The sequence below is a fragment of the Paraburkholderia graminis C4D1M genome (assembly GCF_000172415.1).
Taxonomy (GTDB): Bacteria; Pseudomonadota; Gammaproteobacteria; order Burkholderiales; family Burkholderiaceae; genus Paraburkholderia; species Paraburkholderia graminis.
This window is the reverse complement of sequence record NZ_ABLD01000023.1, coordinates 79,058-101,894: the sequence shown is the minus strand read 5'-3', so window position 1 is coordinate 101,894 and position 22,837 is coordinate 79,058. Positions and strand designations below refer to the sequence as shown.

At 64.3% G+C, this 22,837-nt stretch carries 21 protein-coding genes, 2 tRNA genes and 1 pseudogene; 14 read left to right on the top strand and 10 right to left on the bottom strand.

Annotation, left to right across the window (positions count from 1 at the left end; all coding sequences use genetic code 11):
- Positions 1-23 precede the first annotated feature (23 nt).
- Positions 24-1,243: pseudogene (locus tag BGRAMDRAFT_RS26755) on the top strand (CaiB/BaiF CoA transferase family protein).
- A 169-nt stretch (positions 1,244-1,412) separates the two neighbouring features.
- On the opposite strand, the gene BGRAMDRAFT_RS26750 reads toward BGRAMDRAFT_RS26755, so the two are convergent.
- Positions 1,413-1,976 (bottom strand): RBBP9/YdeN family alpha/beta hydrolase, encoded by a 564-nt coding sequence (locus BGRAMDRAFT_RS26750; RefSeq protein WP_006052014.1) that lies wholly within the window; start codon positions 1,974-1,976, stop codon positions 1,413-1,415.
- Positions 1,977-2,068: 92 nt separating this feature from the next.
- On the bottom strand, positions 2,069-3,817 hold the full coding sequence (ggt, locus tag BGRAMDRAFT_RS26745) for a gamma-glutamyltransferase (RefSeq protein WP_006052013.1): 1,749 nt from the start codon (positions 3,815-3,817) through the stop codon (positions 2,069-2,071).
- 475 nt (positions 3,818-4,292) lie between these two features.
- Between ggt and BGRAMDRAFT_RS26740 the strand changes: the two genes are divergently transcribed.
- Complete coding sequence (locus BGRAMDRAFT_RS26740) at positions 4,293-6,002, top strand: glutamine--tRNA ligase/YqeY domain fusion protein (RefSeq protein WP_006052012.1); 1,710 nt, start codon at positions 4,293-4,295, stop codon at positions 6,000-6,002.
- A 109-nt stretch (positions 6,003-6,111) separates the two neighbouring features.
- On the opposite strand, the gene BGRAMDRAFT_RS26735 is transcribed toward BGRAMDRAFT_RS26740, so the two are convergent.
- Both BGRAMDRAFT_RS26735 and BGRAMDRAFT_RS26730 read right to left on the bottom strand, forming a co-directional pair.
- On the bottom strand, positions 6,112-6,573 hold the full coding sequence (locus BGRAMDRAFT_RS26735) for an NUDIX hydrolase (protein WP_006052011.1): 462 nt from the start codon (positions 6,571-6,573) through the stop codon (positions 6,112-6,114).
- Between the two features lie 67 nt (positions 6,574-6,640).
- The gene (locus BGRAMDRAFT_RS26730) at positions 6,641-7,030 is read right to left on the bottom strand and encodes a hypothetical protein (protein WP_006052010.1); all 390 of its coding nucleotides are present in this window, start codon (positions 7,028-7,030) and stop codon (positions 6,641-6,643) included.
- Between the two features lie 282 nt (positions 7,031-7,312).
- Between BGRAMDRAFT_RS26730 and BGRAMDRAFT_RS26725 the strand changes: the two genes are divergently transcribed.
- Positions 7,313-7,555 carry a hypothetical protein gene (locus tag BGRAMDRAFT_RS26725; RefSeq protein ID WP_322789599.1) on the top strand — a complete coding sequence of 81 codons (243 nt, stop codon included), beginning with the start codon at positions 7,313-7,315 and terminating at the stop codon, positions 7,553-7,555.
- 86 nt (positions 7,556-7,641) lie between these two features.
- Here the strand turns inward: BGRAMDRAFT_RS26725 and BGRAMDRAFT_RS26720 are convergent, their stop codons facing one another.
- Entirely contained in the window at positions 7,642-9,072 is a 1,431-nt protein-coding gene (locus tag BGRAMDRAFT_RS26720; protein WP_006052008.1) for a cytochrome-c peroxidase, read from the bottom strand.
- 213 nt (positions 9,073-9,285) lie between these two features.
- Between BGRAMDRAFT_RS26720 and BGRAMDRAFT_RS26715 the strand changes: the two genes are divergently transcribed.
- Positions 9,286-10,863: an acid phosphatase gene (locus BGRAMDRAFT_RS26715; protein WP_006052007.1), complete on the top strand. Its 1,578-nt coding sequence runs from the start codon at positions 9,286-9,288 to the stop codon at positions 10,861-10,863.
- 192 nt (positions 10,864-11,055) lie between these two features.
- On the opposite strand, the gene BGRAMDRAFT_RS26710 is transcribed toward BGRAMDRAFT_RS26715, so the two are convergent.
- The 3 genes from BGRAMDRAFT_RS26710 to BGRAMDRAFT_RS35680 form a co-directional block, all read right to left on the bottom strand.
- A tRNA-Arg gene (locus BGRAMDRAFT_RS26710) sits at positions 11,056-11,132 on the bottom strand.
- Positions 11,133-11,202: 70 nt separating this feature from the next.
- Positions 11,203-12,033, bottom strand: coding sequence for an undecaprenyl-diphosphate phosphatase (locus tag BGRAMDRAFT_RS26705; RefSeq protein WP_006052006.1), 831 nt, complete (start codon positions 12,031-12,033; stop codon positions 11,203-11,205).
- Between the two features lie 308 nt (positions 12,034-12,341).
- On the bottom strand, positions 12,342-12,467 hold the full coding sequence (locus BGRAMDRAFT_RS35680; protein WP_208716164.1) for a UDP pyrophosphate phosphatase: 126 nt from the start codon (positions 12,465-12,467) through the stop codon (positions 12,342-12,344).
- Positions 12,468-12,621: 154 nt separating this feature from the next.
- Between BGRAMDRAFT_RS35680 and BGRAMDRAFT_RS26700 the strand changes: the two genes are divergently transcribed.
- The 5 genes from BGRAMDRAFT_RS26700 to BGRAMDRAFT_RS26680 all read left to right on the top strand — a co-directional run bounded on the left by BGRAMDRAFT_RS26700 (position 12,622) and on the right by BGRAMDRAFT_RS26680 (position 17,503).
- Complete coding sequence (locus tag BGRAMDRAFT_RS26700) at positions 12,622-13,530, top strand: aldose epimerase family protein (RefSeq protein ID WP_006052005.1); 909 nt, start codon at positions 12,622-12,624, stop codon at positions 13,528-13,530.
- A 175-nt stretch (positions 13,531-13,705) separates the two neighbouring features.
- Complete coding sequence (locus BGRAMDRAFT_RS26695; RefSeq protein WP_006052004.1) at positions 13,706-14,428, top strand: peptidoglycan DD-metalloendopeptidase family protein; 723 nt, start codon at positions 13,706-13,708, stop codon at positions 14,426-14,428.
- Between the two features lie 107 nt (positions 14,429-14,535).
- A complete protein-coding gene (locus BGRAMDRAFT_RS26690; RefSeq protein WP_006052003.1) occupies positions 14,536-14,862 on the top strand; it encodes a hypothetical protein in 327 nt (108 codons plus the stop codon).
- Between the two features lie 974 nt (positions 14,863-15,836).
- The gene (locus BGRAMDRAFT_RS26685; protein ID WP_006052001.1) at positions 15,837-16,145 is read left to right on the top strand and encodes a DUF2288 domain-containing protein; all 309 of its coding nucleotides are present in this window, start codon (positions 15,837-15,839) and stop codon (positions 16,143-16,145) included.
- Positions 16,142-17,503, top strand: a complete 1,362-nt coding sequence (locus BGRAMDRAFT_RS26680) for an MATE family efflux transporter (RefSeq protein WP_006052000.1) — start codon at positions 16,142-16,144, stop codon at positions 17,501-17,503. The genes BGRAMDRAFT_RS26685 and BGRAMDRAFT_RS26680 overlap by 4 nt, the downstream gene beginning before the upstream one ends.
- A 549-nt stretch (positions 17,504-18,052) precedes the next feature.
- Here the strand turns inward: BGRAMDRAFT_RS26680 and BGRAMDRAFT_RS35090 are convergent.
- Positions 18,053-18,226, bottom strand: coding sequence for a hypothetical protein (locus BGRAMDRAFT_RS35090; protein ID WP_232292375.1), 174 nt, complete (start codon positions 18,224-18,226; stop codon positions 18,053-18,055).
- Positions 18,227-18,375: 149 nt separating this feature from the next.
- On the opposite strand from BGRAMDRAFT_RS35090, the gene BGRAMDRAFT_RS35085 reads away from it, so the two are divergent.
- The 5 genes from BGRAMDRAFT_RS35085 (at position 18,376) to BGRAMDRAFT_RS26660 (ending at position 21,026) form a co-directional block, all read left to right on the top strand.
- The gene (locus BGRAMDRAFT_RS35085; RefSeq protein ID WP_006051998.1) at positions 18,376-18,552 is read left to right on the top strand and encodes a hypothetical protein; all 177 of its coding nucleotides are present in this window, start codon (positions 18,376-18,378) and stop codon (positions 18,550-18,552) included.
- A 350-nt stretch (positions 18,553-18,902) separates the two neighbouring features.
- Complete coding sequence (locus BGRAMDRAFT_RS34055) at positions 18,903-19,061, top strand: DUF3309 family protein (protein WP_006051997.1); 159 nt, start codon at positions 18,903-18,905, stop codon at positions 19,059-19,061.
- A gap of 73 nt (positions 19,062-19,134) precedes the next feature.
- Positions 19,135-19,211: transfer RNA gene (locus tag BGRAMDRAFT_RS26670), tRNA-Pro, on the top strand.
- Between the two features lie 292 nt (positions 19,212-19,503).
- A complete protein-coding gene (locus BGRAMDRAFT_RS26665) occupies positions 19,504-19,962 on the top strand; it encodes a SixA phosphatase family protein (protein ID WP_006051996.1) in 459 nt (152 codons plus the stop codon).
- Between the two features lie 251 nt (positions 19,963-20,213).
- Positions 20,214-21,026 (top strand): GNAT family N-acetyltransferase, encoded by an 813-nt coding sequence (locus BGRAMDRAFT_RS26660; protein WP_006051995.1) that lies wholly within the window; start codon positions 20,214-20,216, stop codon positions 21,024-21,026.
- Positions 21,027-21,126: 100 nt separating this feature from the next.
- Here BGRAMDRAFT_RS26660 and ppx read toward each other — a convergent pair whose 3' ends face one another.
- Positions 21,127-22,752 (bottom strand): exopolyphosphatase, encoded by a 1,626-nt coding sequence (gene ppx / locus BGRAMDRAFT_RS26655; RefSeq protein WP_044021890.1) that lies wholly within the window; start codon positions 22,750-22,752, stop codon positions 21,127-21,129.
- Between the last annotated feature and the right edge of the window lie 85 nt (positions 22,753-22,837).

Sequence of the window (22,837 nt, the reverse complement as noted above, 5' to 3'; positions counted from 1 at the left end):
CTGGATTGGAGACATCGACAAACATGGGCGCTCTCAGTCATATCCGCGTGCTGGATCTCACCCGCGTGCTCGCCGGTCCCTGGTGCGCGCAGACGCTTGCCGATTTCGGCGCCGACGTGATCAAGATAGAACGGCCGGACGTGGGCGACGACACGCGCCACTGGGGGCCGCCGTACCTGAAGACGCCCGACGGCGCGGACACGCACGAGGCCGCGTACTACCTCGCGGCGAACCGCAACAAGCGCTCGGTGACCGTCGACATCGCATCGCCCGAAGGCCAGCGGATCATTCGCGAGCTGGCCGCGCAAAGCGACGTGGTGCTCGAGAACTACAAGGTCGGGCAGTGAAGAAATACGGCCTCGATTACGCGTCGCTAAAAGAAGTGAAGCCCGATCTCATCTACTGTTCGGTGACGGGTTTCGGGCAAACTGGACCGTATGCGCAGCGCGCGGGCTACGACTTCATCGTGCAAGGCATCGGCGGATTCATGAGCATTACCGGCGAGCGCGACGGTCAGCCAGGCGGCGGCCCGCAAAAGGCGGGCGTGGCGATTGCCGACCTGATGACCGGCATGTATTCGACCATCGCGGTGCTCACCGCGCTCACGCACCGCGACCGCACGGGCGAAGGCCAATATATCGACATGGCGTTGCTCGACGTTCAGGTCGCGATGCTCGCCAACATGAATTCCAACTACCTCGCGAGCGGTCAGCCGCCGGTGCGCTGGGGCAATGCGCATCCGAACATCGTGCCGTACCAGACCTTCCAGACGAGCGATGGCTGGATCATCGTCGCGGTGGGCAACGACGGGCAGTTCCGCAAGTTCGTCGAAGTGGGCCGGCGTCCCGATCTTGCCGATGACGAGCGTTTCGCGACCAACCCCGCGCGCGTGCGCAACCGCGACGTGCTCGTGCCGATTCTCGCGGAGATGGTCCGCCTGCAGGGCAAGCAACACTGGATCGCGGCGCTGGAGGCCGCGGGCGTGCCGTGCGGTCCGATCAACGATCTCGCCGAAGTGTTCGAGAACGAGCAGGTGGTGGCGCGCGGCATGCAGGTCGATCTGCCGCATCCGTCGGGCGGCACCGTCAAGCTGGTGCGCAATCCGATCAATATGACGGGCACGCCGCCGCAGGCGCTCACTCATCCGCCGACGCTCGGCGAACACACGGAGAGCGTGCTGCGCGAGGTGCTCGGTTACGACGATGCGCGGATCGCGGCGTTGCGGAATCAGGCGGTGATTTGAAGCATGCCGTCGACGGGCGGTTGCGATCGAGCGATGTAGTCGCGATTGCGGCGAGCGTCGTGTCGACGGTTCGGCGCGCGTGCTACGGAGAGCCGCGCGGACCAATGTCTCGACGCATCTAGCGCGGCTGCCTCGCGTTCACGCTTATGGCGGCCATGCGCTTTCATGCTCACTTGCCGAGCGACGCCAGCCAGTCGCGCGCGTCCTGCCAGTCACCGAGTCCGCTGTCGGCATTGATGTGCCCGCGCGGGCCGACGTCGATCCAGCGGCTGCCCCAAGCTTTCGCGCAGGCTTGCGAGAACGGCACGCCGCCGTACGGGTCGTCCGTACTCGCGACGACGATGCTCGCGAACGGCAGGCGCTCGAGCGGTACGGGGGCAAAGCCGACGGCGTCCTGCGGAAAGTGCGCTTCGGCGGGATCGGGTACGGCGACCAGCAGCACACCGGCGACCTTGGCGAGCTGCGCGGCGCTCGCGTACTGCGACGCCCAGAACGCGACTGTCAGGCAGCCGAGGCTGTGGGCCGCGAAGACGATCGGCGCGTCGGCGGCAGGGACGGCTGCGACCGCGGCGTCGAGCGCGCGGCACCACGCGTCGCGCACGGGATGATCCCAGTCAGGCATCTGCACGCGAGTGAATGCCGGATCGAGCGCCTCCCAGCGAGTCTGCCAATGCCCGGCACCGGAGTTCTGGTAGCCGGGCAGGATGAGTGCGTTGAGTTTTCGTGCGTTCATGGTGTTCCCCGTCGTGTTGTTTTTGGCTAGGCGATCGTGAATGCGGCCGAGCGCGCTTAACGTCGCGCTTAACGTCGCGCTTACCGTGGCATTTAACGTATCACGCGCCCCACTCCTATACCGCGCGGATCGGCAGCGGGCTCGGGCGTCGTGCCGTCGATGCGGATCATCTGCACGTCGCCGTTGAACGATTGTGCTTCGAGCGCGTAGCCCATCGCTTGCAACTGCTCGGCCAGTTCGCCGGTAATCGGCCGGTAGGGCTCGAAGTAGATCGTCTTTTGCGGCAGCAACTGGTGATGAAAGCGCATCGCCGCGAGCGCGTCGGCGGGCGTCATGTTGAAGTCGTACAGATCGGTCATCACCTGGAAAATCGAGGTCGGAATGCGCGAGCCGCCAGGCGTGCCGATCACGAGCGACACTTTGTTGTCCTTGAGGACGATGGTCGGTGTCATCGACGAAAGCGGGCGGCGGCCCGGCAATATCGTGTTGAGTTCGGCGCCGGACTGGCCCGCCGTGCCGGGCTTCGTCACGAAGTCGTCCATCGCGTCGTTCAACAGGAAGCCCGCGCCGTCGACCACCACGCCGGAGCCGAATTCGCCGTCGAGCGTCGTCGTGTTCGACACCGCGTTGCCCCATTTGTCGACGACCGAAAAGTGCGTCGTCTGCGCCTTTTCCGGCGGCGCTTCGCCAAGGCCCGGCTTGACGGGCGTCGCGCCCGGCACCTCGTCGGCTTTGACTTCGTCGGCGCGTTGGGCGAGGTAGGCGTCGTCGAGCAGCTTGTCGACCGGCGGTTTGTACGAGTCGGGGTCGCCCAGGTATTGCTGCCGGTCGGCGAACACGCGGTCCTCGATTTGCGCGATCAGATGAATGTACGGCGCGGAATTCACTTCAAGGCCGTCGAAAGCCTGCTTCAGATTGGCCTTCATCTTGAGCATCTGTATCAATCCGACGCCGCCCGAACCCGGCGGCGGCGCGGTGAGCACCTGATAGCCGTTCCAGTTCGCGGCGAGCGGCTGGCGCCAGACGGCCTTGTATTGAAGCAGATCGGCGCGGGTGACGAGGCCGTGGCCGTACATCTGCTGCGCGATCAGATCGGCGGTGCGCCCTTCGTAAAACTCGCGGCCGCCGTCGCTGGCAATGCGCGCGAGCGTTTGCGCGAGTTCCGGCTGTCGATACGTGGCGCCGGCCTTCAGGCTCGAGAAATAGGCATCGAAGTTGGTCTTGCCGGCAAAATTTTTCGCCGTGGCGTCGCGCCGCTGCTGAAGCCAGGGGTCGACCTGAAAGCCGTCGGTGGCATAACGGATTGCGGGCGCGAGCACCTGCTTCCACTTGAGCTTGCCGAAACGCTGCTGCGCCTGCCACATACCGTCGACGGTTCCCGGCACCGCGACCGCGCGATGCCCGACGACGCTCATGCCCGGCACCACGTTGCCCTTGTCGTCGAGATACATGTCGCGGGTCGCCTGTTGCGGCGCGCGCTCGCGGTAATCGAGGAAATACGGCTTGCCGTCGACGAAGAGCGTCATAAACCCGCCGCCGCCGAGATTGCCCGCGTCGGGGCGCGTGACGGCCAGCGTGAAGGCGATGGCTACCGCGGCATCGACCGCGTTGCCGCCCGCGGCAAAGATCTGCTGCGCGGCGTCGGCGCTGAAGCGGTCCGGCGTCGCAACGGCGGATGCATCGAAGACGGCTTTGGGCAGTGGCGTTTTTGCGAGCGCCGGAGCGGGCGCGAGTACGCCGGCGGTGAGCGTGGTGAGCGCGGCGAATAGCGCCGCGGCCGCGGCCCGCCGCCAGAAAAAGGTGAAAGGCGCGCGAGGCGCGCCGTGCGTCGGCATTGGCATCCGAGAAACTCCGGCATTGAGGACGAACTGAGGGCGCCATGTTGCACGAACAGCAACGGCCGGTGCAAGCCGGCGATAGCCGGCGCGGTTCGCGCGCGCGGCGGCGAACGAGGGGCACATGCGCCGTGAGGCCGTGAAGCCGTGAAGCCGTGAGGCCGTAAAGCCGCGAGGCCGCGAAGCCGTCAAGCCGCGGGGCCGCGAGCCCAGCGGCCACCACGCCTCCGACGATCGGCCCCGTGTCAGCGAGCCGACGGCCGCGCACCCGCCCGCGAGACCTGCGCAAAAAACAAAAAAGCGCAGCATTCCCGCCGGCCTCAGCGCTTTCCCGCGCGCCCTAGAATCCCCACAACCGCACACGAACCGCGCTCAAACGTCGGCCACGGCCCGCACTCGCCTGCCGCATCGAGCCTCGTCAGGTAGAATTGTCGGATAAGTGAGCGCACCGCGCGCCCCCGACAGACTTTCACCATCTCGCATGAATACCGAACGCAACGACGCGCCAGCGGCATCCAATTTCATCCGCAACATCATTGACGACGACAACCGCACCGGCAAGTGGAGCCAGCGCGTCGAAACGCGCTTTCCGCCCGAGCCGAACGGCTATCTGCACATTGGTCACGCGAAGAGCATCTGCCTGAACTTCGGCGTCGCGCGCAGCTATGGCGGCGTGTGCCATCTGCGCTTTGACGACACCAATCCGGAAAAGGAAAGCGTCGAATACGTCGAGTCGATCATCGACGCCGTGCGCTGGCTCGGCTTCGAGTGGCAGAAAGACGGCAAGGAACACCTGTACTACGCGAGCGACTACTACGACAAGCTGTACGAATTCGCCGAGCTGCTGATCCAGCGCGGCAAGGCGTATGTGGACAGCCAGTCGGCGGAAGAAATGCGCGCGAACCGCGGCTCGGCCACCGAAGTCGGCACGCCGTCGCCGTTCCGCGAGCGTTCGGTGGAAGAGAACCTCGACCTGTTCCGCCGCATGAAGGCGGGCGAGTTCAAGGAAGGCGAGCACGTGCTGCGCGCGAAGATCGACATGTCGTCGCCGAACTTCAACATGCGCGACCCGGTGCTGTACCGCATTCGCTTCGCGCATCATTACCGCACCGGCGATACGTGGTGCGTGTACCCGATGTACGACTACACGCACTGCATCTCGGACGCGCTCGAAAACATCACGCATTCGCTGTGCACGCTCGAATTCGAAGACCATCGTCCGTTGTACGACTGGATTCTGAACGAGCTCGCCGATGCCGGCATTTTCACGCGTCCGCTGCCGCAGCAAATCGAATTCTCGCGACTGAACCTCACGTACGCGATCACCAGCAAGCGCAAGCTGCTGCAACTCGTGAACGAAGGCCACGTCGACGGTTGGGACGACCCGCGCTTGCCGACCATCGTCGGCGTGCGCCGGCGCGGCTTTACGCCGGAGTCGATCCAGTTGTTCTGCGAGCGCATCGGCGTGACGAAGGTCGATTCGTGGATCGACATGAGCGTGTTCGAAGGCGCGCTGCGCGACGATCTCGACGAGAAAGCGCCGCGCATCGCCGCGGTGCTCGACCCGCTGAAGCTGATCATCGACAACTTCCCGGTTGGCCTCACCGAGCCCTGCAGCGCGCCGGTGCATCCGCATCATCCGGAACAAGGCGTGCGCGAGTTTCCGATTTCGCGTGAGCTGTGGATCGAGCGCGACGACTTCACCGAGACGCCGCCGAAGGGCTATTTCCGCCTGTTCCCCGGCAACAAGGTGCGTCTGCGCTACGGTTATGTGATCGAGTGCACGAGCGCGGAGAAGGACGAGAACGGCAACATCGTCGCGGTGCATTGCAATTACTTCCCGGACAGCAAGTCGGGCACCGAAGGCGCGAACAACTACAAGGTCAAGGGCAACATTCACTGGGTCAGCGCGGCAGCCGCGTGCCCGGCCGAAGTGCGCATCTACGACCGTCTGTTCAAGGAGCCGCAACCGGACGCCGGCGGCCGCGATTTCCTCGAAGCGCTGAACCCGGATTCGAAGCGCGTGGTCAACGCGTACCTCGAGCCGGGCGCGCACGGTACGTTGCCGGAGCAGCGCTATCAGTTCGAGCGGCACGGCTACTTCGTCGCGGACCGCGTCGATTCGAAACCGGGCAAGCCGGTGTTCAACCGGATCGTGAGCTTGCGCGATAGTTGGGGCAAGCCGGCCTAAGCTGCTATGGCCTGAGAGCGCGCTAGTCGCGCATCTGGTGGTCCACTAAGGCGTGCATCGGTTTCATCCGATGCACGCCTTTTGTTTTTGCATCTGTCGGCGCTCGCCGCTACAGCGCCCGATGCAGCGACCGATGCAGCTCCGTCAGCGAAAGCGTTGTGTGAAAGAGCCGCGCGAGGCTGCGGCTCGCGTACTTGTCCACTTCGTCGGGTGCGGTCCAGCGATACGCGTCCATCTCGGGAATCAGCGTGCCGTCCGAGCGGCGCGGAAACAGCGACGTGCAGGTGCATGAACTCAGATCGAGTTCGTCCGCGGTCGCGCGCGCCGCAAACAGATGCAGATCCTTGTCGCGGCGATACACAAAAAGGCCCAGGTCTTTCAGACGCTCGGGCTCAATGGCGATTCCCGTCTCCTCGACCATCTCACGCAGCGCGGTGATGTGCCGCGCCTCGCCTTCCTCGCCGTGACCTTTGGGAATGTCCCAGTGCGATGTTTCGGTGGCGTGCGCGAGCAGCACGCGCCCCTCTGGATCGAGCAGGACGATGCCGCACGAGACGACCCGCGGACTCATCGCCGCGCGCGCCGCGCCCGGCTTGCGGCTTGCCCGCGCGTGTGGTCGATCAGCACTGCCTGCATGCTCAATGCTTTTTCTGCAATTGCCAGGTGCCGCTGCCCTGTTTGCAGAATTGCGGGTGCAGGTTCATCGACTGCCCCTTCGCGTTCAGAACGATGCCGAGGTCGCGACAGGTGCGCGCGCCTTCCTTGGACGTCTTCACGACCTGAATGGTCGCGTCGATCTTCACGCTGTTGCGCGTGCCTTCGTTGACCCAGGTGGTGGTTTCGCCGTCCTGCTTTTGATCGAGCGTGGTAAAGACGGCCTGCCTGACCGAGTCGACGTCGCGCTGCTTCATGTAGCTGATCGGCGTGTCGTTCAGGAAGCCCAGATTCGCTGCCTGGGCGCCAATCGCCGCGCCAAGCAGCAGACCGGCGGCGGTCAGTTGACGGAAAGCACGGGTTCGCATCGACATGAAGGGTTCTCCTCGGAAACGTTTCGGGCGGTCATGAGCGCAGCTTGTACGGCTTGTGAAGCTTATGCGGCTCTTGATCTGGACCCCAAAAGCATAGCATGTCCGTTTCCAACAGCCTGGCGTCGCGTCGCCTCATAGGCCGCAATGAGCCCGTCGGCAGCGACAGTTGGCCGCAAGCACGCAAAGGTCGGCATTTTTAGGATAGCTCCCATATCCCCGCGTAACCCGCATTCCTATGATTGGCCGTATTGCGTCTTCACGCTGAACGACTTCAAACGCCCCATGATGGAACTCTCCGTTGCGCTGGAAACCTCCGCTGTCTCACTCGCGCTGCTTTGCCTTGCGCTCGTGCCCGTCGCGATTCGCCGCGACCCCGGTCTCGCGCGCCCTATCGTCCGCATCGACGGACTTCGCCGGCCGCGCTGGCCCAACTTCGTGACGCGCGCCGGCATTGCGTGTCTGCTCGTCTCTTTTGCGATGCTGCTGTCGGCCTGCTACTTGATGCTCGCTGACGCACGCGTCTAAATCCGGCGCGCTGCCGGCGCCAATCGATTCATGCGGGCCACGCGCTCGCACGCAAGTAGCACTTCCATCCCGCAAGGCCCGTCGCTTTAATTCCCCGCTTTATACCCATCGGTGAGCGTATTCAGAAACGCCACCACGTCCTTGATTTCCGCATCGTCGAGCGCGGGTTTGTCGCCCGGCTTCCGATCGAACGGCGGCTCCGTGTTCAGATTCGCCCAATAGCGCCGCGGCAAATCGTCGAACTTCTGCACCTTGCCTTTGACAACCGGATAAAACTTCTCCGGATTCGTGTCGCGCTCGGCATAGAAGTGCAGCACGTCTTCGAGCGAGTGATAGATGCCGTTGTGAAAGAAGCTCTTTTTCAACGCGACGTTGCGCAACGTCGGCGTACGGAAGATGCCGCAGAACTCCGAGCGTCCCTTCAGATCGGTACGCTCCGGGCCGCACGCGCCGAGATCGTAAAAGCGCGAATCGCGATTCACCGGCAGCGCGCGATTGCGCGGCACGCCGATCGCGATCAGGCCGAAGTCGCTGAACTGCGGCGGCGCGCCGTCCATCGTGCGCTGACTGATGTGGCAGCTCGCGCAGTTGCCCTTCTTCTCGTCGTTGAAAAGTTGCAGGCCGTGCAGCTCGGCTTGCGTGAGCTGCGCGTTGCCCGCCAGATAGGCGTCGTACTTGCTGCTGTACGGATAGAACAGCTCGGGCGTCTGCTCGAAGGTCTCGAGCGCTTGCAGCACCGCCTTGAAGGTCGCGTCGTCGTTATCCAAAACGTCTTTGCCGAACGCGTCGCGGAAATCGCCGGCGTACGGCGCGGCCTTGACCGCCGCGGTGACTTTCGCCGGCGAGCTGCCCATTTCAAACGACGACAACAGCGGAATTCGCGCCTGGTCGCCGCCGCGATCCACGCGGCCGTCCCACGTCAGTCCGCCGGTCGGGCCCGCGTCGACGCTTTCGTCGCCTTCGTCGTCGGACTCGTGATAGTGCTCGGCGAACGCGGGCACCGATTGCAAGTATTTGAGCGTCGGCGCCGCACGCATGCCGACGCGATGCATGTCGCTGCCGCCCAGTTGCACGGACAGCGCGTTGGCAGGCGAGAACGCGTGGTCGGGACTGTGGCACGACGCGCACGCGAGCTTGCCCGAGCCGGATAGCGACGGATCGAAGAACAGTCGCTTGCCAAGCGCGCTCACCTTGCGCACCGATTCGTAGACTTGCGCGCGCGTTTGGCCGCCGGCCGGCGCGGCTTCATGTGCGGCCACTTTCATCGGCTGCGCAGCGGAGGCGGCGGCCGACGCCGACGCGGAACCCGACTGCGCGTTCGCGCCCGAATCGCAACCTGCAAGCCCCGCGCTTACCACCACGGCTGCCAATGCAACCGTCGACGCCAATCCAGACCCCAGCCCGCGAGCACCCGCCACCGCGCGCTCAGCGTGGACCGCATCGGCATCCGCTTGCACGCCGCGCCGCGCCGTCACGCGCCCTACCGTCTTCCTGATCCCCGACAAACCGAGCCGCATATGAATGATGTGAATGTGCGCTATTGAAGTCCGCGAGGGTATTTCATCTGTATGTCGTCGAAATGACATCCAGCCGACGGCCATCGCCGATTCAAAGCGATCCGTAATGAATACATCTTTCTGTCAAATTGCGTTGCCACACTTTTGCGCGCGGTCATCGGGTTAAGGAATGCCCGAGGCCCGTCCCCAACGCGAGAGAGAGAATCCAGATAAATGAACAAGAAACTGATCTGCGCCACGCCGTTGGCGATCGCCGCAGCGTTAAGCCTGTATGCGTGCGGCGGCAACGAGGTCGCGCAACCCGACATCGCCTCGATCAAGACGGTCGTCGTGATCTACGCCGAAAACCGCAGCTTCGACAATCTGTATGGCAACTTCCCGGGCGCGAACGGTTTGCAGAACGTCAGCGCGACCGCTGCGAAGCAGTTGGACCGCGACGGCTCGACACTCGCGACGCTGCCGCAAGTCTGGAACGGTCTCACGCAAACGGGCGTGACGCCGGTCGTCACGCAAGCGATGACCGCCAACTTGCCGAACAGCCCGTTCGCCATCGACGACCCCAACGGCTTCAACACGCCGATCACGAAGACGACGCGCGATCTGTATCACCGCTTCTATGAAAACCAGATGCAGATCGACGGCGGCAAGAACGACAAGTTCGCCGCATGGGCCGATTCGGGCGGCCTGGTGATGGGCCACTACACGCTCGACGCCGACAAGCTACCGCTGTGGAAAATCGCCCAGCAATACACGCTGGCCGACAACTTCTTCATGGGCGCATTCGGCGGCTCGTTCCTGAATCACCAGTGGCTCGTGTGCGCGTGCACGCCGGTCTATCCGAACGCGGACAAGAGCCCGGCGGCCGGCTCGATTTCGGCAGTCGAAAGCGACGGCGTGACGCTCAAGCTCGCGTCGAACTCGCCGGCTTCGTCGCTCAACGGCCCGCCGAAGTTCGTGCTGTCGGGCAACCTCACGCCCGACTTCTTCGCGATCAACACGATGCAGCCGCCGTATCAGCCGAGCGGCAACAAGGCGGCCTCGGGCGGCGACGCGAATCTCGCCGACGCAGGCGCGGCCACGACGTTGCCAGCGCAGACGCAGCAGCACATCGGCGATCTGCTGAACAACGCGAAGGTGTCGTGGGCGTGGTACGGCGGCGCGTGGGGCGCGGCGTTGTCGGCGGCGCAGAACGGCACGTCGAATGTGATTTACGGCGCGAATCTGACGGCGCCGAACCTCCAGCCGCATCATCAGCCGTTCAACTACTTCGCCGACCTCGCGCCGGGCAGCGCGAACCGCGCGCAGCATCTGCTCGACGGCGGCCTCGGCGGCTCGGAGTTCATTAAGGCGATCGACAGCGGCACGCTGCCGCAAGTCACGTTCTACAAGCCGCAGGGCAACCTGAACGAGCACCCTGGCTATACCGACGTCGCGTCGGGCGACCAGCACATCGCCGATGTCATCTCGCATCTGCAAAAAAGCCCGCAGTGGAACAACATGCTGGTGGTCGTGACTTACGACGAAAACGGCGGCTTCTGGGATCACGTCGCGCCGCCGAAGGCCGACCGCTGGGGTCCGGGCACGCGTATTCCGGCGCTCATCATCTCGCCGTTCGCGAAGAAGGGTTTCGTCGATCACACGCAATACGACACGACGTCGATCCTGCGCTTCATCACGCATCGCTTCTCGCTGCCGACGCTGCCGGGCATCGCGGCCCGCGACGCCGCGCTCGTCGCCAACGGCGGCAAGCCGATGGGCGACCTGACCGCCGCGCTGAACATCAGGCAGTGAAAGTGAACGCGCGAAACATGCGGAACACGCGATAGCGAGCCACAACGGTAAGCAACAGCCGGCCTGCGCGGTGCGGCTTTCGACGGGCAGCTTCGGCTGCCCTTTTTTATTGGCGCAAGGGTTGACGAAAACGCGGGCGAAAAAAAATCCCATCGCCGGATAGTCGGTAGATGGGATTCTTCATGCAGACGATGGCGCGGCGGGCGAGGATCGAACTCACAACCTCAGGTTTAGAAGACCTGTGCTCTATCCAATTGAGCTACCGCCGCACACGACTGGGCCCGGATTATAACCGATCGCCCCGCGCCCGCCAGAACGCGGCGGGCATCCTTAACATTATCAGACCGGCTGCGGATGCAATGCGAACCAGCCGAGGAACACGATGCCCGCGATCACGCAGTACACGCCGAACGAAGCAAGGCGTCCGCGGCCTTCGAAATAGCGCATCAGGAAACGCACGCTCAGATACGCGGCGATAGCGGTCAGCACGCCGCCGAGCAGTGCGTCCGCAAGCTGGCCCGGCGCATGGAAGAGCTTCGGCAGTTCGAGCAGCCCGGCCGCGAAAATGATCGGCGTGCCGAGCAGGAACGAGAACTCCGCGGCCTTCTCGGCGGTGAGACCCGCTGCGTTGCCGGCGATCATCGTGAGACCGCTGCGCGAGAAGCCCGGAATCAGCGCGCCGACCTGCGCGAGGCCGACAAAAAACGCCTGGCGGAAGGTCATCTTCTCCGGCGCCTGATGCGCGCGCGAGCGTTGCAGGCGGTCGCCCACCCACAACAGCACGCCGTTGACGATCAGCGCGATCGCGACAATGCGCAGATCGTGAAAGATGCGCTCGAGCCGCTTTTCCAGCAGCAGGCCGACGAGTCCCGCCGGAATCGTGCCGATGATGAGCGCCCACATCATGTGCGCGTCGTCGTTGCGGCGTCCGCCGAATGACGCGAAGAAGCCGCGCACCAGCGCGCACCAGCGCTCGCGGAAATACCACAGCAGCGCGAACGCCGTGCCCAGATGCAGCGCGACGAGAAACGGCAGCAACTGCGGCGCGTGCTTATCGATATGCATGCCGAACAATGCGGGAATGAGCAGCGTATGCCCGAGACTGCTCACGGGGAAGAGTTCGGTCACGCCTTGCAGCACGCTCAGGAAGATCAGAAACGACAGATTCACGCGGCAGTCCTTGTAAGGAAGATGTCGGGGACAGCGCGCCGCACAACGAATCAGCCGGCGCGTCAAAAAGCGCACCGATTATGCCTGGGTGGCAAGTCAGCGCCAAGCGCCTCGGCCACATTCGGGGAAATTTTGACGCGCTGCGTCACAACTCGATACAGTTGTCAGCCAAACGCAAACGAAAAGGGCCGCCGACCAGCAGCAGCCCTTTCAATCGTCTGACGGCGAGACGTGCGATCAGCGCGCCTGGAAGCGCGCGAAGCTTACGGATCGCAAGCCGCGCGTCGCGCAGCGAGCGGACGCCCGGATCAGCGCTCGAGCTTGTAGAAGAAGTAGACGGTACTTGCGGTGAACATGCCGAAGAGCGCGACACCCATTGCCATTGCGAGATCCATGACGCCTCCTGAGCGATCTCGCCCGGCGGTAGAAGTCACCGGGCAGTGAGACGGATTATCGGCAACAACCGCCAACTCGCGACACTCGCAATTTCCCGAGAAGGGTTTCCCCGTACGCCAAAGCAGAGCAAAATCGTCGTCTCGGCCGGCGGGGCTTGCGCCGGCTCAACACTTACTGATCACGCCATCGACCATGCCTCTTTCTCCGCAGCAGGACATTCTCGAAATCGCCCAGGACGCCTCCGTGCTCCGTTTTGCGCCGCAAGCCGGCGGCCGTCTGCTTTCGTGGCTCATCGACGGCGAGGAGGTGATTCATTGGCCGGAACACGCCGACTGGAGCCAGCCGGCGCGCATCCGCGGCGGCAATCCGCTGCTGTTTCCGTTTCTCGGACGCCATCGCGTGGACGGCAAGATCGGTTATTGGCGCGACGCACAGGGCACGGTGCGCGAGCTGCCCATGCACGGCTTCGCGCGCGACCTGCCGTTCGACGCCCACGCCGACGTGCACGGCGCCGGCCTGCGCCTCGTGCTGACCGACAGCGAGGCGACGCGCGGCGGCTATCCGTTCGGCTTTCGCTTCGAAGCCGCGTACACGCTGATCGACGCGCAAACGCTCGACGTCACGCTCACCACCACCAATACCGGCGATGCCCCGTTGCCCTACTACGCCGGCCATCACTTTTACTTCACGCTGCCGCACACGCAGCGCGGCGAGACGTCGCTGGAATTGCCGCCCACCGAGCGGCGTTTCCAGCAGGCCGACGGTTCGATCAGCGCCGCCGAGCCGGGCGAAGCGCGCTACACGCTCGACGAAGCGCGCATTCACGACCGCTTCCATTGCCTGACCGGCGAGCCGAAGCAACCGGTGCGGCTGATCGCGCCGGGCCTCGGCCGCGTCATCACGATCGATCTCCAACGACCGAACTCCGTGCCCTGGTATGCGGTGACGACCTGGACGGAAGCGCCGGAGTCGGACTTCTATTGCGTCGAGCCGTGGCTCGGCTTGCCCGATGCGATTCACAACGGCATGGGCCTGCGCTGGCTCCAGCCGGGCAAAACCGAGGCGGCTGCTTTGCGCATCCATGTAGGCAAACTGGGCTGAGCGCGGCGGAGTTTGTGGCCTGAGCGGGACGGAGCATGCGTCGTTAGAAGGTGGGCGACGTCATCCTTCCTGGCCGCTTTTCCGATGCTGCAACGCAAAACCGTTAGAATCGGACGCTTTGTATCCACCTGCCGCGTGATCGGGATCGGCGCGCGGCAGCGCTTTGCGAGGTCCAATGCCTGAAACAACAAGAATGATCAAACGACTCGCGTGCGTGTCGTTGGTGGCGCTCATCGCCGCGTGCGGGTCTGCGCCGGTGGGTCCGGGTTTTTATCGCGTCGAACGGGGCGACACGCTGTCGAAGATCGCGCGCAGTCACCGGCAATCGGTGCAAAGCATCACGCGCTGGAACAACCTGACGAACCCCGACAGCATCGAAGTCGGACAAGTGCTGCGTGTCGAGCCGCCCAACGGTGTGGCCTCGACGAGCGGCGCCGTGCGCAGCAACGGCAACGGCAATGGCAGCGCGAGTGCGTCCGCCGCGCCGCGTCCCGCGCCGGGCGACAATGCGCCGTCGTCCGCGCCGGCGTCGTCGATTTCGCTCATCTGGCCGACGAGCGGCAGCGTCATTCGCGGCTTCGACGGCTCGAGTTCGAAGGGCATCGACATTGCCGCGCCGGCGGGCACACCCGTCGTCGCGGCGGCGGCCGGCACCGTCGTCTATGCCGGCAACGGACTGCGCGGCTACGGCAATCTGCTGATTCTCAAGCACAACGCCGAGTATCTGACCGCCTACGCGCACAATCGCGCGCTGCTCGTGAAGGAAGGCGAAACCGTCACGCAAGGTCAGAAAATCGCGGAGATCGGCGACACCGATACCAACCGCGTGATGCTGCATTTCGAGCTGCGTTATCAGGGCCGCTCGATCGACCCGTCGCGCGCACTGCCGCCGCGCTAGGCGCGCCGCGGCGTGGGTGGCGCGGGGACCCCGCGTGCTATAAACGCTCAATCCGGCAGACGTGGCCACCCGTCACGTCTGCCACGTCATCTGTAAGGAAAACCGTAATGAAGAGCGCATTGGCGTCCGTGGCGACGGCCGCGGCGATCGGTGTCGGCGTGCTGACACTGGGCAGCCTGGCCGGCTGTTCCACGACCACCACCATGACCTACTTGCCGAGCGGCGACACCGGGTTCGCGATCAACTGCAGCGGCAGCGACGCGAGCACGAGCTGGGCCGAATGCTATAAACGCGCGGGCGAAGTCTGCGGCAATTACGGCTACGACGTCGTCTCGAAAGATGTGGATAACGGCGCCACCTCGGGCGGCACCGTGGGCGGCATTTTCGGCGCGAACGTGAAAAACCGGTCGATGGTCGTCCGCTGCAAGCAATAAGCCGCGCTGGCCGCGCCGCCCGATTGCGGTGAATCCAGCCGACGGCGCAGCCAGCGCCCTGAACGCGGTTCGATGCGTGCAGCGAAGGCCAGCAAAGCCGCGAATGCAATCGGCCACAGCGCGACGAAAATGATTACCCCGTTCATAATCGACGAAAGGAAAGGTAAGTTTAATGATCCGCGCGAGGTATGTCGTCGCGGTGACCGCGGTTAAAAAGCAGGCAAAAAAAAGCCCGGCGCGAGGCCGGGCTAACGGGGGTTCGGCGCATATCGGCAAAGGACCGGTTCACCATGCGCCAGAACGAAATTTAACAACCGGCTTTTACAAGCGCAATATATTAATTATCCGAACAGTGTGATGCGACGCACGGATTCCGCATTATGTGAACGCAAAGCTCGGTGAATAAAAGCCGTGCACGGGGCTCTTATCTGTTGATCAACGGGCTCTTTAATTCATAAGCTAATTTGCCTAATGCGCCCGAGACCCGCATGGAGCAATGCTCGTGCCGGGCCGCGCGTATTGGGCTGAGGAAAGTTTTACAGCGATCGTGAGCGGACACGCCGGACGTGATCTCATCGGGCAGTGCCGCGAAAAGCGCTTAGTGCGCCACCGCACCATTTCTATTAACTAGCGTGATTGACCGCGCCTGTGCCGACCGAATATCCTCCACAGAAGTTCGCAATTGGCGAAATGTCCCAATTTTAAATAGACAGAACCGCATGATTAAAATCGTCTGCTCATAATTAATAATCAGATGTTAATCGTTTGAACGTCGCTGCACAAGTCTGCCGAAAGTCATAATCCGTTCGCGCGGCAATGGTTTTTATGAGCCGCTCGCGCCGTTGAACCGCGCGACATGAAGGTTCAGAATCGAATCACTGCCCAACGGCCCGGCGCCGCGGAACGCTGCGCGCCGCGCAGGCTGCCCGCGCCGATGGTTTATAGTATCGACCCCCGCCAGAACCCCGCTTACGATGACTTCCAACGACGCGACCCACAGCCCTCTGTACACCAAACTGCTCGCCGAAACCGCGAAAATCGGCTGGCCGGAGCTGGAACGCTTTTTTGCGCGCGGCATGCTGCTGCGCGTCGCGAGCGACCTCGATCTGGTGAGCGTGGCCGAAGCCATCGCCAGCGACGACACCACGCAGGTCACGCAATGGCTGTCGTCCGGACTGGTCGAGCGTGTGCAAGCGGAAACCGCCGCCGACTTCGCCGCGCGCGATCCTGACCTGTGGGCCGTGGTCGTGTCGCCGTGGGTGTGCGTGCAGGAACGCCATTGAGCGAAGCCGCGCAGCCGGTGCCCGCGCCCGCGTCCGCCTCGCCGGTGCGCTGGCACCGCCGCGTGCTTGCGCTTGCGTTTCCGATCGTCCTCGCGAATTTGACGCAGCCGATTCTCGGCGCCGTCGATACCGCCGTCGCCGGACACCTGGACGGCGCGTCGTATCTGGGCGGCGTCGCGCTCGGCGGGCTCTTTTTCAACTTCGTGTTCTGGGGTTTCGGCTTTCTGCGCATGGGCACGACGGGCCTCGTCGCGCAGTCGCACGGCGCCCGCGACGATGCGGGGCTACGCGATAACGTCGTGCGCGCGCTGTTGCTCGCGGTCCTGATCGGCGCGGCGGTGCTCGCGCTGCAAGCGCCGCTCCTCGATTACGCGCTGCGCGCCATCGGCGGCAGCGAGGCCGTGCAGCGCAACGCGCGGCTTTACTGCCATGCGCGCATCTGGGCGGCGCCGCTCGCGCTCGGCAACTACGTGGTGCTTGGCTGGCTGCTGGGGACGCAGCGCGTGCGGCTCGCGTTGCTGTCGCAGGTATTCATCAACGGTGTGAACATTGTCGCCGTCTTCGTGTACGTGCATGCGTTCGATTGGGGCGTCGCCGGAATCGGCGCGGCCACCGCCACCGCGGACGCGCTCGGCTTCGTGCTCGGTGCGGCGCTGCTGTGGCACGGCAGGCCGCGCGGTCTGCCTGCGCTGAACCGCCAAGCGCTCTTCGACGCCGCGGCGCTGCGGCGGCTCGTCGTGCTCAATCGCGACATCTTCGTGCGCACGCTGTGTTTGCTGCTGTCGTTCGGATGGTTTGCGCATCTCGGCGCGCGGCAAGGCGACGCGACGCTCGCCGCGAATGCGCTGCTGCTGAATTTTCAGACCTTCATGGCTTACGGGCTCGATGGTTTCGCGCACGCGGCCGAGGCGCTCGTCGGTGCCGCGATCGGCGCGCGCGACCGGCATGCGTTCGTGCAGGCGGTCAAGGTGACGGTGCTGTGGTCGGCGCTCGGCGCGTGCGGCTTCGCGCTGGTGTATGCGGGCGCGGGTTCGTGGATCGTCGAAGGTCTCACCGATCAGGCCAGCGTGCGCGCCACGGCCGAGCTGTATCTGCCGTGGGCGGCGCTTTCGCCGGTGGTGTCGGTGGCGGGTTATGTGCTCGACGGCGTGTTTATCGGCGCGACGCGGACGCGCGAACTGATGACGTCGATGATCGTGTCGTTCGCGGTTTTCGTCGGCGCGTCGTGGCCGCTGCTCGCGCTGTGCGGCAACCACGGACTGTGGGCCGCGATGCTCGTCTTCATGGCCGCGCGCGGTGTGACGCTCGGGCGGTATTTGCCGGGGCTGGTGCGTGGGGTCGGGGGCGCGGGGGTGTAGGGGGCTTGTTCTGGCGATGTGGCGTTGCGTCGCGCCGACGGCGTTGACGCTTGGAAGCGCTGGTCGTTCGTCGGGGGCGTGTCGTGCTAATGCGAGCGTGTAGCGGGGTTACGTTGCTTCGTCGCTGCTTCCTCGTTGCCCCGCCGTTGCTTCGTCATTGCCTCGCCCACAAAAGTGCGGATACGCTCTGCGCTGCGGTTGCATCGCCGCTGTATCGGGGCTGCATCGTCGTTGGCTCGTGGTTGCCTCGCCCCTGCTCGTCGTTGCCTCGTCGTTGCCTCGTCGTTGCCTCGTTGTTGCCTCGTTGTTGCCTCGTTGTTGCCTCGTTGTTGTCTCGCCATTGCCTCCCCATTGGCCGGCCCTCGCTTCGCCGCCTTCCCCGTTACGCCTTGAAACAAGCGCACACATATCCCGCAGGGACGCGGCTCTAGAATGCCTGCAGCCCTCGCATTCCGCGCAAACAGTGTGCGTGGGTCAGAAGCGCCGGTGTGCCCGCATCGACGCTTCGCTTTATCGCAGACGCAAACTTAACGAACACTCAACTCAGGCTCAGCGCGCGACGGGCGCGGGCACCATCGCGGGCGGGTGGGTGTCGGTGGGCACGCCGTGATAATCGGCGGGGTCCTGCGGCGGGCCGGCGTGATGGGCGGACGGTCCATCCGCACAGCCGGCGACACCGGCGGCGAGCAGCAATGCAATCATCGAAACGCGGAACATAGACACTAATCTCTCTAACGAAAAGGTGTGCACGACGGGAGCGCGGAAGTCTACCCGCAACGCGCATTCCATGACGCCGCGCGCGCAGCCGGCTCTGCCATTTCGCGATGCTTGACCTACTATAAAGTCACAGCCGAACGTGAAAGGAGACTGCCATGGACGCTGAATCGATCGCCGGTCTGGTCGGACTCGGAGTAGGCCTCGCGGTGCTGCTGGCACTATCCATCTTCGAATCGAGAACCTATCGACGCGAACATGGCGAAGGCATGCTGCATCACTGGATAAGTCACCAACATCCGCATATGCCGCATTGGATGCGTCGCCGGCATTGAAACCGCGGCTGGCGCCGCTCGTTTGCAGATGAGCCCGCGCTCGCGGGACGGTGTCGTTTTGTTCGCGTGATTTTGTTTCTTGAAGGCGTTCGCTGGAGCTGGCGCCTGATCCGTTTGTGATGGTCGAGTGATCTCGTCCGCGTGGCCGTGCGCGCCAAGCCGCGCTCTTGCCCGTCGCTCCGCCCTCGCCCCTCGTCGCGCCTCCCCGTCAACTCCCTGGGCACGCGCGTTGCTGATTCGCAGGCTGCAAGGAGCGCGTGCGTTGCGCGTCGCCTGTCGCGACAAGCAATGTGCGCCGGATCAACCAGACTGCGGCCCAGCACCCTTTCGGGCCGAGAGGGAGAACTCAAATGACGATCGGAACCATCCTGCTCATCGTGCTTATCCTGCTGCTGATCGGTGCGCTGCCGACCTGGCCGTATAGCAGCGGTTGGGGCTACCGCCCGACCGGCGTGCTCGGCGTCGTGCTGATCATCGTCATCGTGTTGCTGGTGCTCGGGCGCATATGACGCGGCTAACTTTGCTCCGACGCAATTCGCGATTGACTCTGGCACCTAAAGCCACGTAGAATCTCGGATTCGTCGGAGCGTAGCGCAGCCTGGTAGCGCATCTGATTTGGGATCAGAGGGTCGAAGGTTCGAATCCTTTCGCTCCGACCACGAAATTGGCATCAAGCATTAAGCGCATCACAGAACCCGCGTAGCCTTCGGCTTCGCGGGTTTTTGCTTTTTGGGCGTCCGCCGCCGCCGGCATTCAGGACCGCGATCTGCTAGTAAGACATTCGAACGCTCGACGCGAGCAACGAGACGAGACGAGGTGACAAGGCAAGCCGCCTCACCCGCCTTGCAACCCGCCGCACCCGCATGCGACAGTGGACACGGACAGAGCACACCGCCAAACCCGCCCCTCCGCGCGCCCTCGCCGCACTCAGACTCGAGAAAAGGAGCCCGCATGAATCTGATTCTCTGGCGTCACGCCGAAGCCGAAGACTACGCCTCCACGGATCTCGCCCGCGCGCTGACCACGCGTGGCCGCAAGCAGGCGCAAAACGTCGCGAAGTGGCTGCGCACGCGCCTGCCCGACGACGCCGTGATCCTCGCGAGCCCCGCCGTGCGCACCATCCAGACCGCGGAGACGCTGAGCGACCAGTACCGCGTCGTGCGCGAACTCGCGCCGAATGCCAGTGCGCTCGATGTGCTGACCGCCGCCGGCTGGCCGAAAGGCATCGCCGAAACGGTGGTGATCGTCGGTCATCAGCCGACGCTCGGCCACGTCGCCGCCAGACTGCTCGCGAGCAGCGACGCAAGCTGGCCAATCAAGAAAGCCGGCCTATGGTGGATCGCGAGCCGCGAGCGCCACGGCGACGATCAGGCGGTGCTGCACGCGGCCATCACGCCCGAGCTGGTCTGAACCAGTTCACAGGCCGCGCGCAAACCGCGGCCGCAAACCGCAAACCGCAAAGACCGCAGCGGCAGCACCGCAGCACATAAAACAAGCGCGCATGCGCCTCAAGGAGCGCCTCACAAACCGCCTCCCCGCACGATTCCTCCGCTGCCCCTTACAGGCAGTCATCCAATCGTCACAGCTTTGCCATGCGAGCGTCACCACGCGTTACTACATTGGCGAAAAAAGACTCATCCTTTTTTCGACCAGGACGCCCAATGCGAGAACTGCCGACGCCTACCCTGCCCCTCGCTTCGATCTTCGAGTCCCGCCGCCTGCCCCGCGCTGAAGAGACGGTCACCGCGCAGCATCGGCTGCGAGTCACGTGGGCTCGCACCGACGAAGAACTCCGCGAGGCGCAGCGTCTGCGTTACCGTGTGTTCGCCGATGAAATGGGCGCACGCCTTTCCGGTCCCGCCGGTCTCGACGTGGATTCGTTCGATCCGTATTGCGATCACCTGCTGGTGCGCGATCTCGACACGCTGAAGGTGGTCGGCACGTATCGCGCATTGCCGCCGCACCAGGCGGCGCGCATCGGGCGTCTGTATGCGGAAAGCGAGTTCGACGTCTCGCGTCTCACGCACCTGCGCGCGAAGATGGTCGAAGTAGGCCGCTCGTGCGTGCATCCCGACTATCGCAGCGGCTCGGTGATCATGTCGCTGTGGGCGGGCCTCGCGGCTTACATGCAGCACAACGGCTACGAGACGATGCTCGGCTGCGCGAGCGTCGCGATGGTCGACGGCGGCCACTACGCCGCGAACCTGTATTGCTCGCTGCGCGACAGCGCGCTGACCGCGCCCGAATATCGCGCGTTTCCCCACACGCCGTTGCCCGTCGACGAACTGCAAACCGGCGCCAACGTGGCGCCGCCGCCGCTCGTCAAAGGCTATCTGCGTCTCGGCGCGAAAATTTGCGGTGCGCCGGCATGGGACCCCGACTTCAACACGGCCGATTTCCTGACGCTGTTCCGTCTGTCCGACATCAATGCGCGCTACGCGCGGCACTTCCTCGGCGATGCCATGCCGCGCTGAGCGCACAACCTCCGCATGGACAGAAAAGCCCGGTAAAAACCGGGCTTTTCTTCATCTGCTCGCTGCTTTGCCAAAGACTGGCAAACTAAGAACGGACGCGTCACTCGTCCGTATAAACCACTCGATACGGAATCCCAACCTTTTCCCACTCCGCCGCTTCCTGGATCAGGCTGTAGTCGGTCAACGGATTATTAGCGACCCACTCATTCGGTAAACGCACTTCATAACCGCCGTTAGCCTGCGCGACCGAGATGCCAGGCAGACCCACATCCGCGCGCCGTCGGCACAACAGCGCCGCGAGCCGCAAGCAGAACAGCAGCGGCCACTCGACCTCGCGCGTTTGCGACAGCTTGCCGAGCTTGCCCGCGTGACCGAGCACGAGCGCCGCGAGCCGCGCCTGGTCGGTGCGCGAAAAACCGGGCATGTCCGCGTTGCTCGCGATGTACGCCGAATGCTTGTGATACGCGCTGTGCGAGATCGACAAGCCGATCTCATGCAGCGCCGCCGCCCAGCCGAGGAACATGCGATTCTCGACGCGACGTTCTTCGTCCGGTTCGTCGAACTGATCGTAGAAGCGCACGGCAAGCTCGCCGATGCGCCCCGCCTGCGCGCGATCCACGCCATAGCGGCGCATGAAGCCTTCGACGGTGACCGTGCGCATGTCTTCGTGCTGCGAACGGCCGAGCAGGTCGTAGAGCACGCCCAGACGCAATGCGCCGTCCGTCGTATCGACGTAATCGACGCCCAGTTCGTCGAACACCGCGATCATGATCGACAGACCGCCGGCCAGCACCGGAATGCGGTCGCCCTTCAGCGCGACGAGCTTCAGCCGGTTGACGTTCTCCGCCTTGATCAGCGCGCGCTTCAGACGCTCGAGGCCGCCGCGCGAAATGCCGTGCGTGACACCTGCATCGTTGAAGCCGTTTGCCTCGACCAGTTCGGCGAGCGCGCGCGCGGTGCCCGACGAACCAATGGCCTGCTCCCAACCGGTCTTCTTGTATTCGGACGAAATGATCTGGATTTCCCGGCCCGCGGCGAGTTCGGCCTGACGCATCGTGTATTCGTCGACGTTGCCTGCCGGGAAAAACGTGCGGCTATGGCTCACGCAGCCGATATACAGGCTCTCCATCTTGATCGGCGTGTAATGCGAACCGATGATGAACTCCGTCGACCCGCCGCCGATGTCCACCACGAGCCGCTTGCCCGCACTCGCCGGCACCGAGTGCGCAGCGCCGGCGTAAATCAGCCGCGCTTCCTCGCGGCCCGCGATCACTTCGATCGGGAAGCCGAGCGCCGCTTGCGCCTCGCCGAGGAATTCGCCGGCATTCTTCGCGATGCGCAGCGTGTTGGTTGCGACGGCGCGCACGTGATCGGGATGAAAGTCGCGCAGCCGCTCGCCGAAGCGTTTCAGCGCGTCCCAGCCGCGCACCTGCGACGCGCGGTCGAGCATTTTGTCGCGCGACAATCCGGCGGCGAGCCGCACCGGCTCGCGCAACGCATCGACCTGATAGATCTGGCTGCCGGCGTCGGTTTCCTCGACGCGGCCGACGATCAGCCGGAAGCTATTCGAACCGAGATCGACGGCGGCAAGGAGTTGTGGGGTATTGACCATCGGGTATGCGGACTCCATGCGCGCGAGCGCGGCAGCGGTGGATGTGAGCAAGGCGGAACCTCCGCCCGGGGCTCCGGGCGCCTTGCGACCGGCCGCGCTGTTCAAAGACGCCATTCTAAGCGTACCGGAGCTCACGATGTCCACCTCGCGAAAATGGGGTTGCCCCATGGTCCCATACTCACTGCGTCAGCTTGACGAC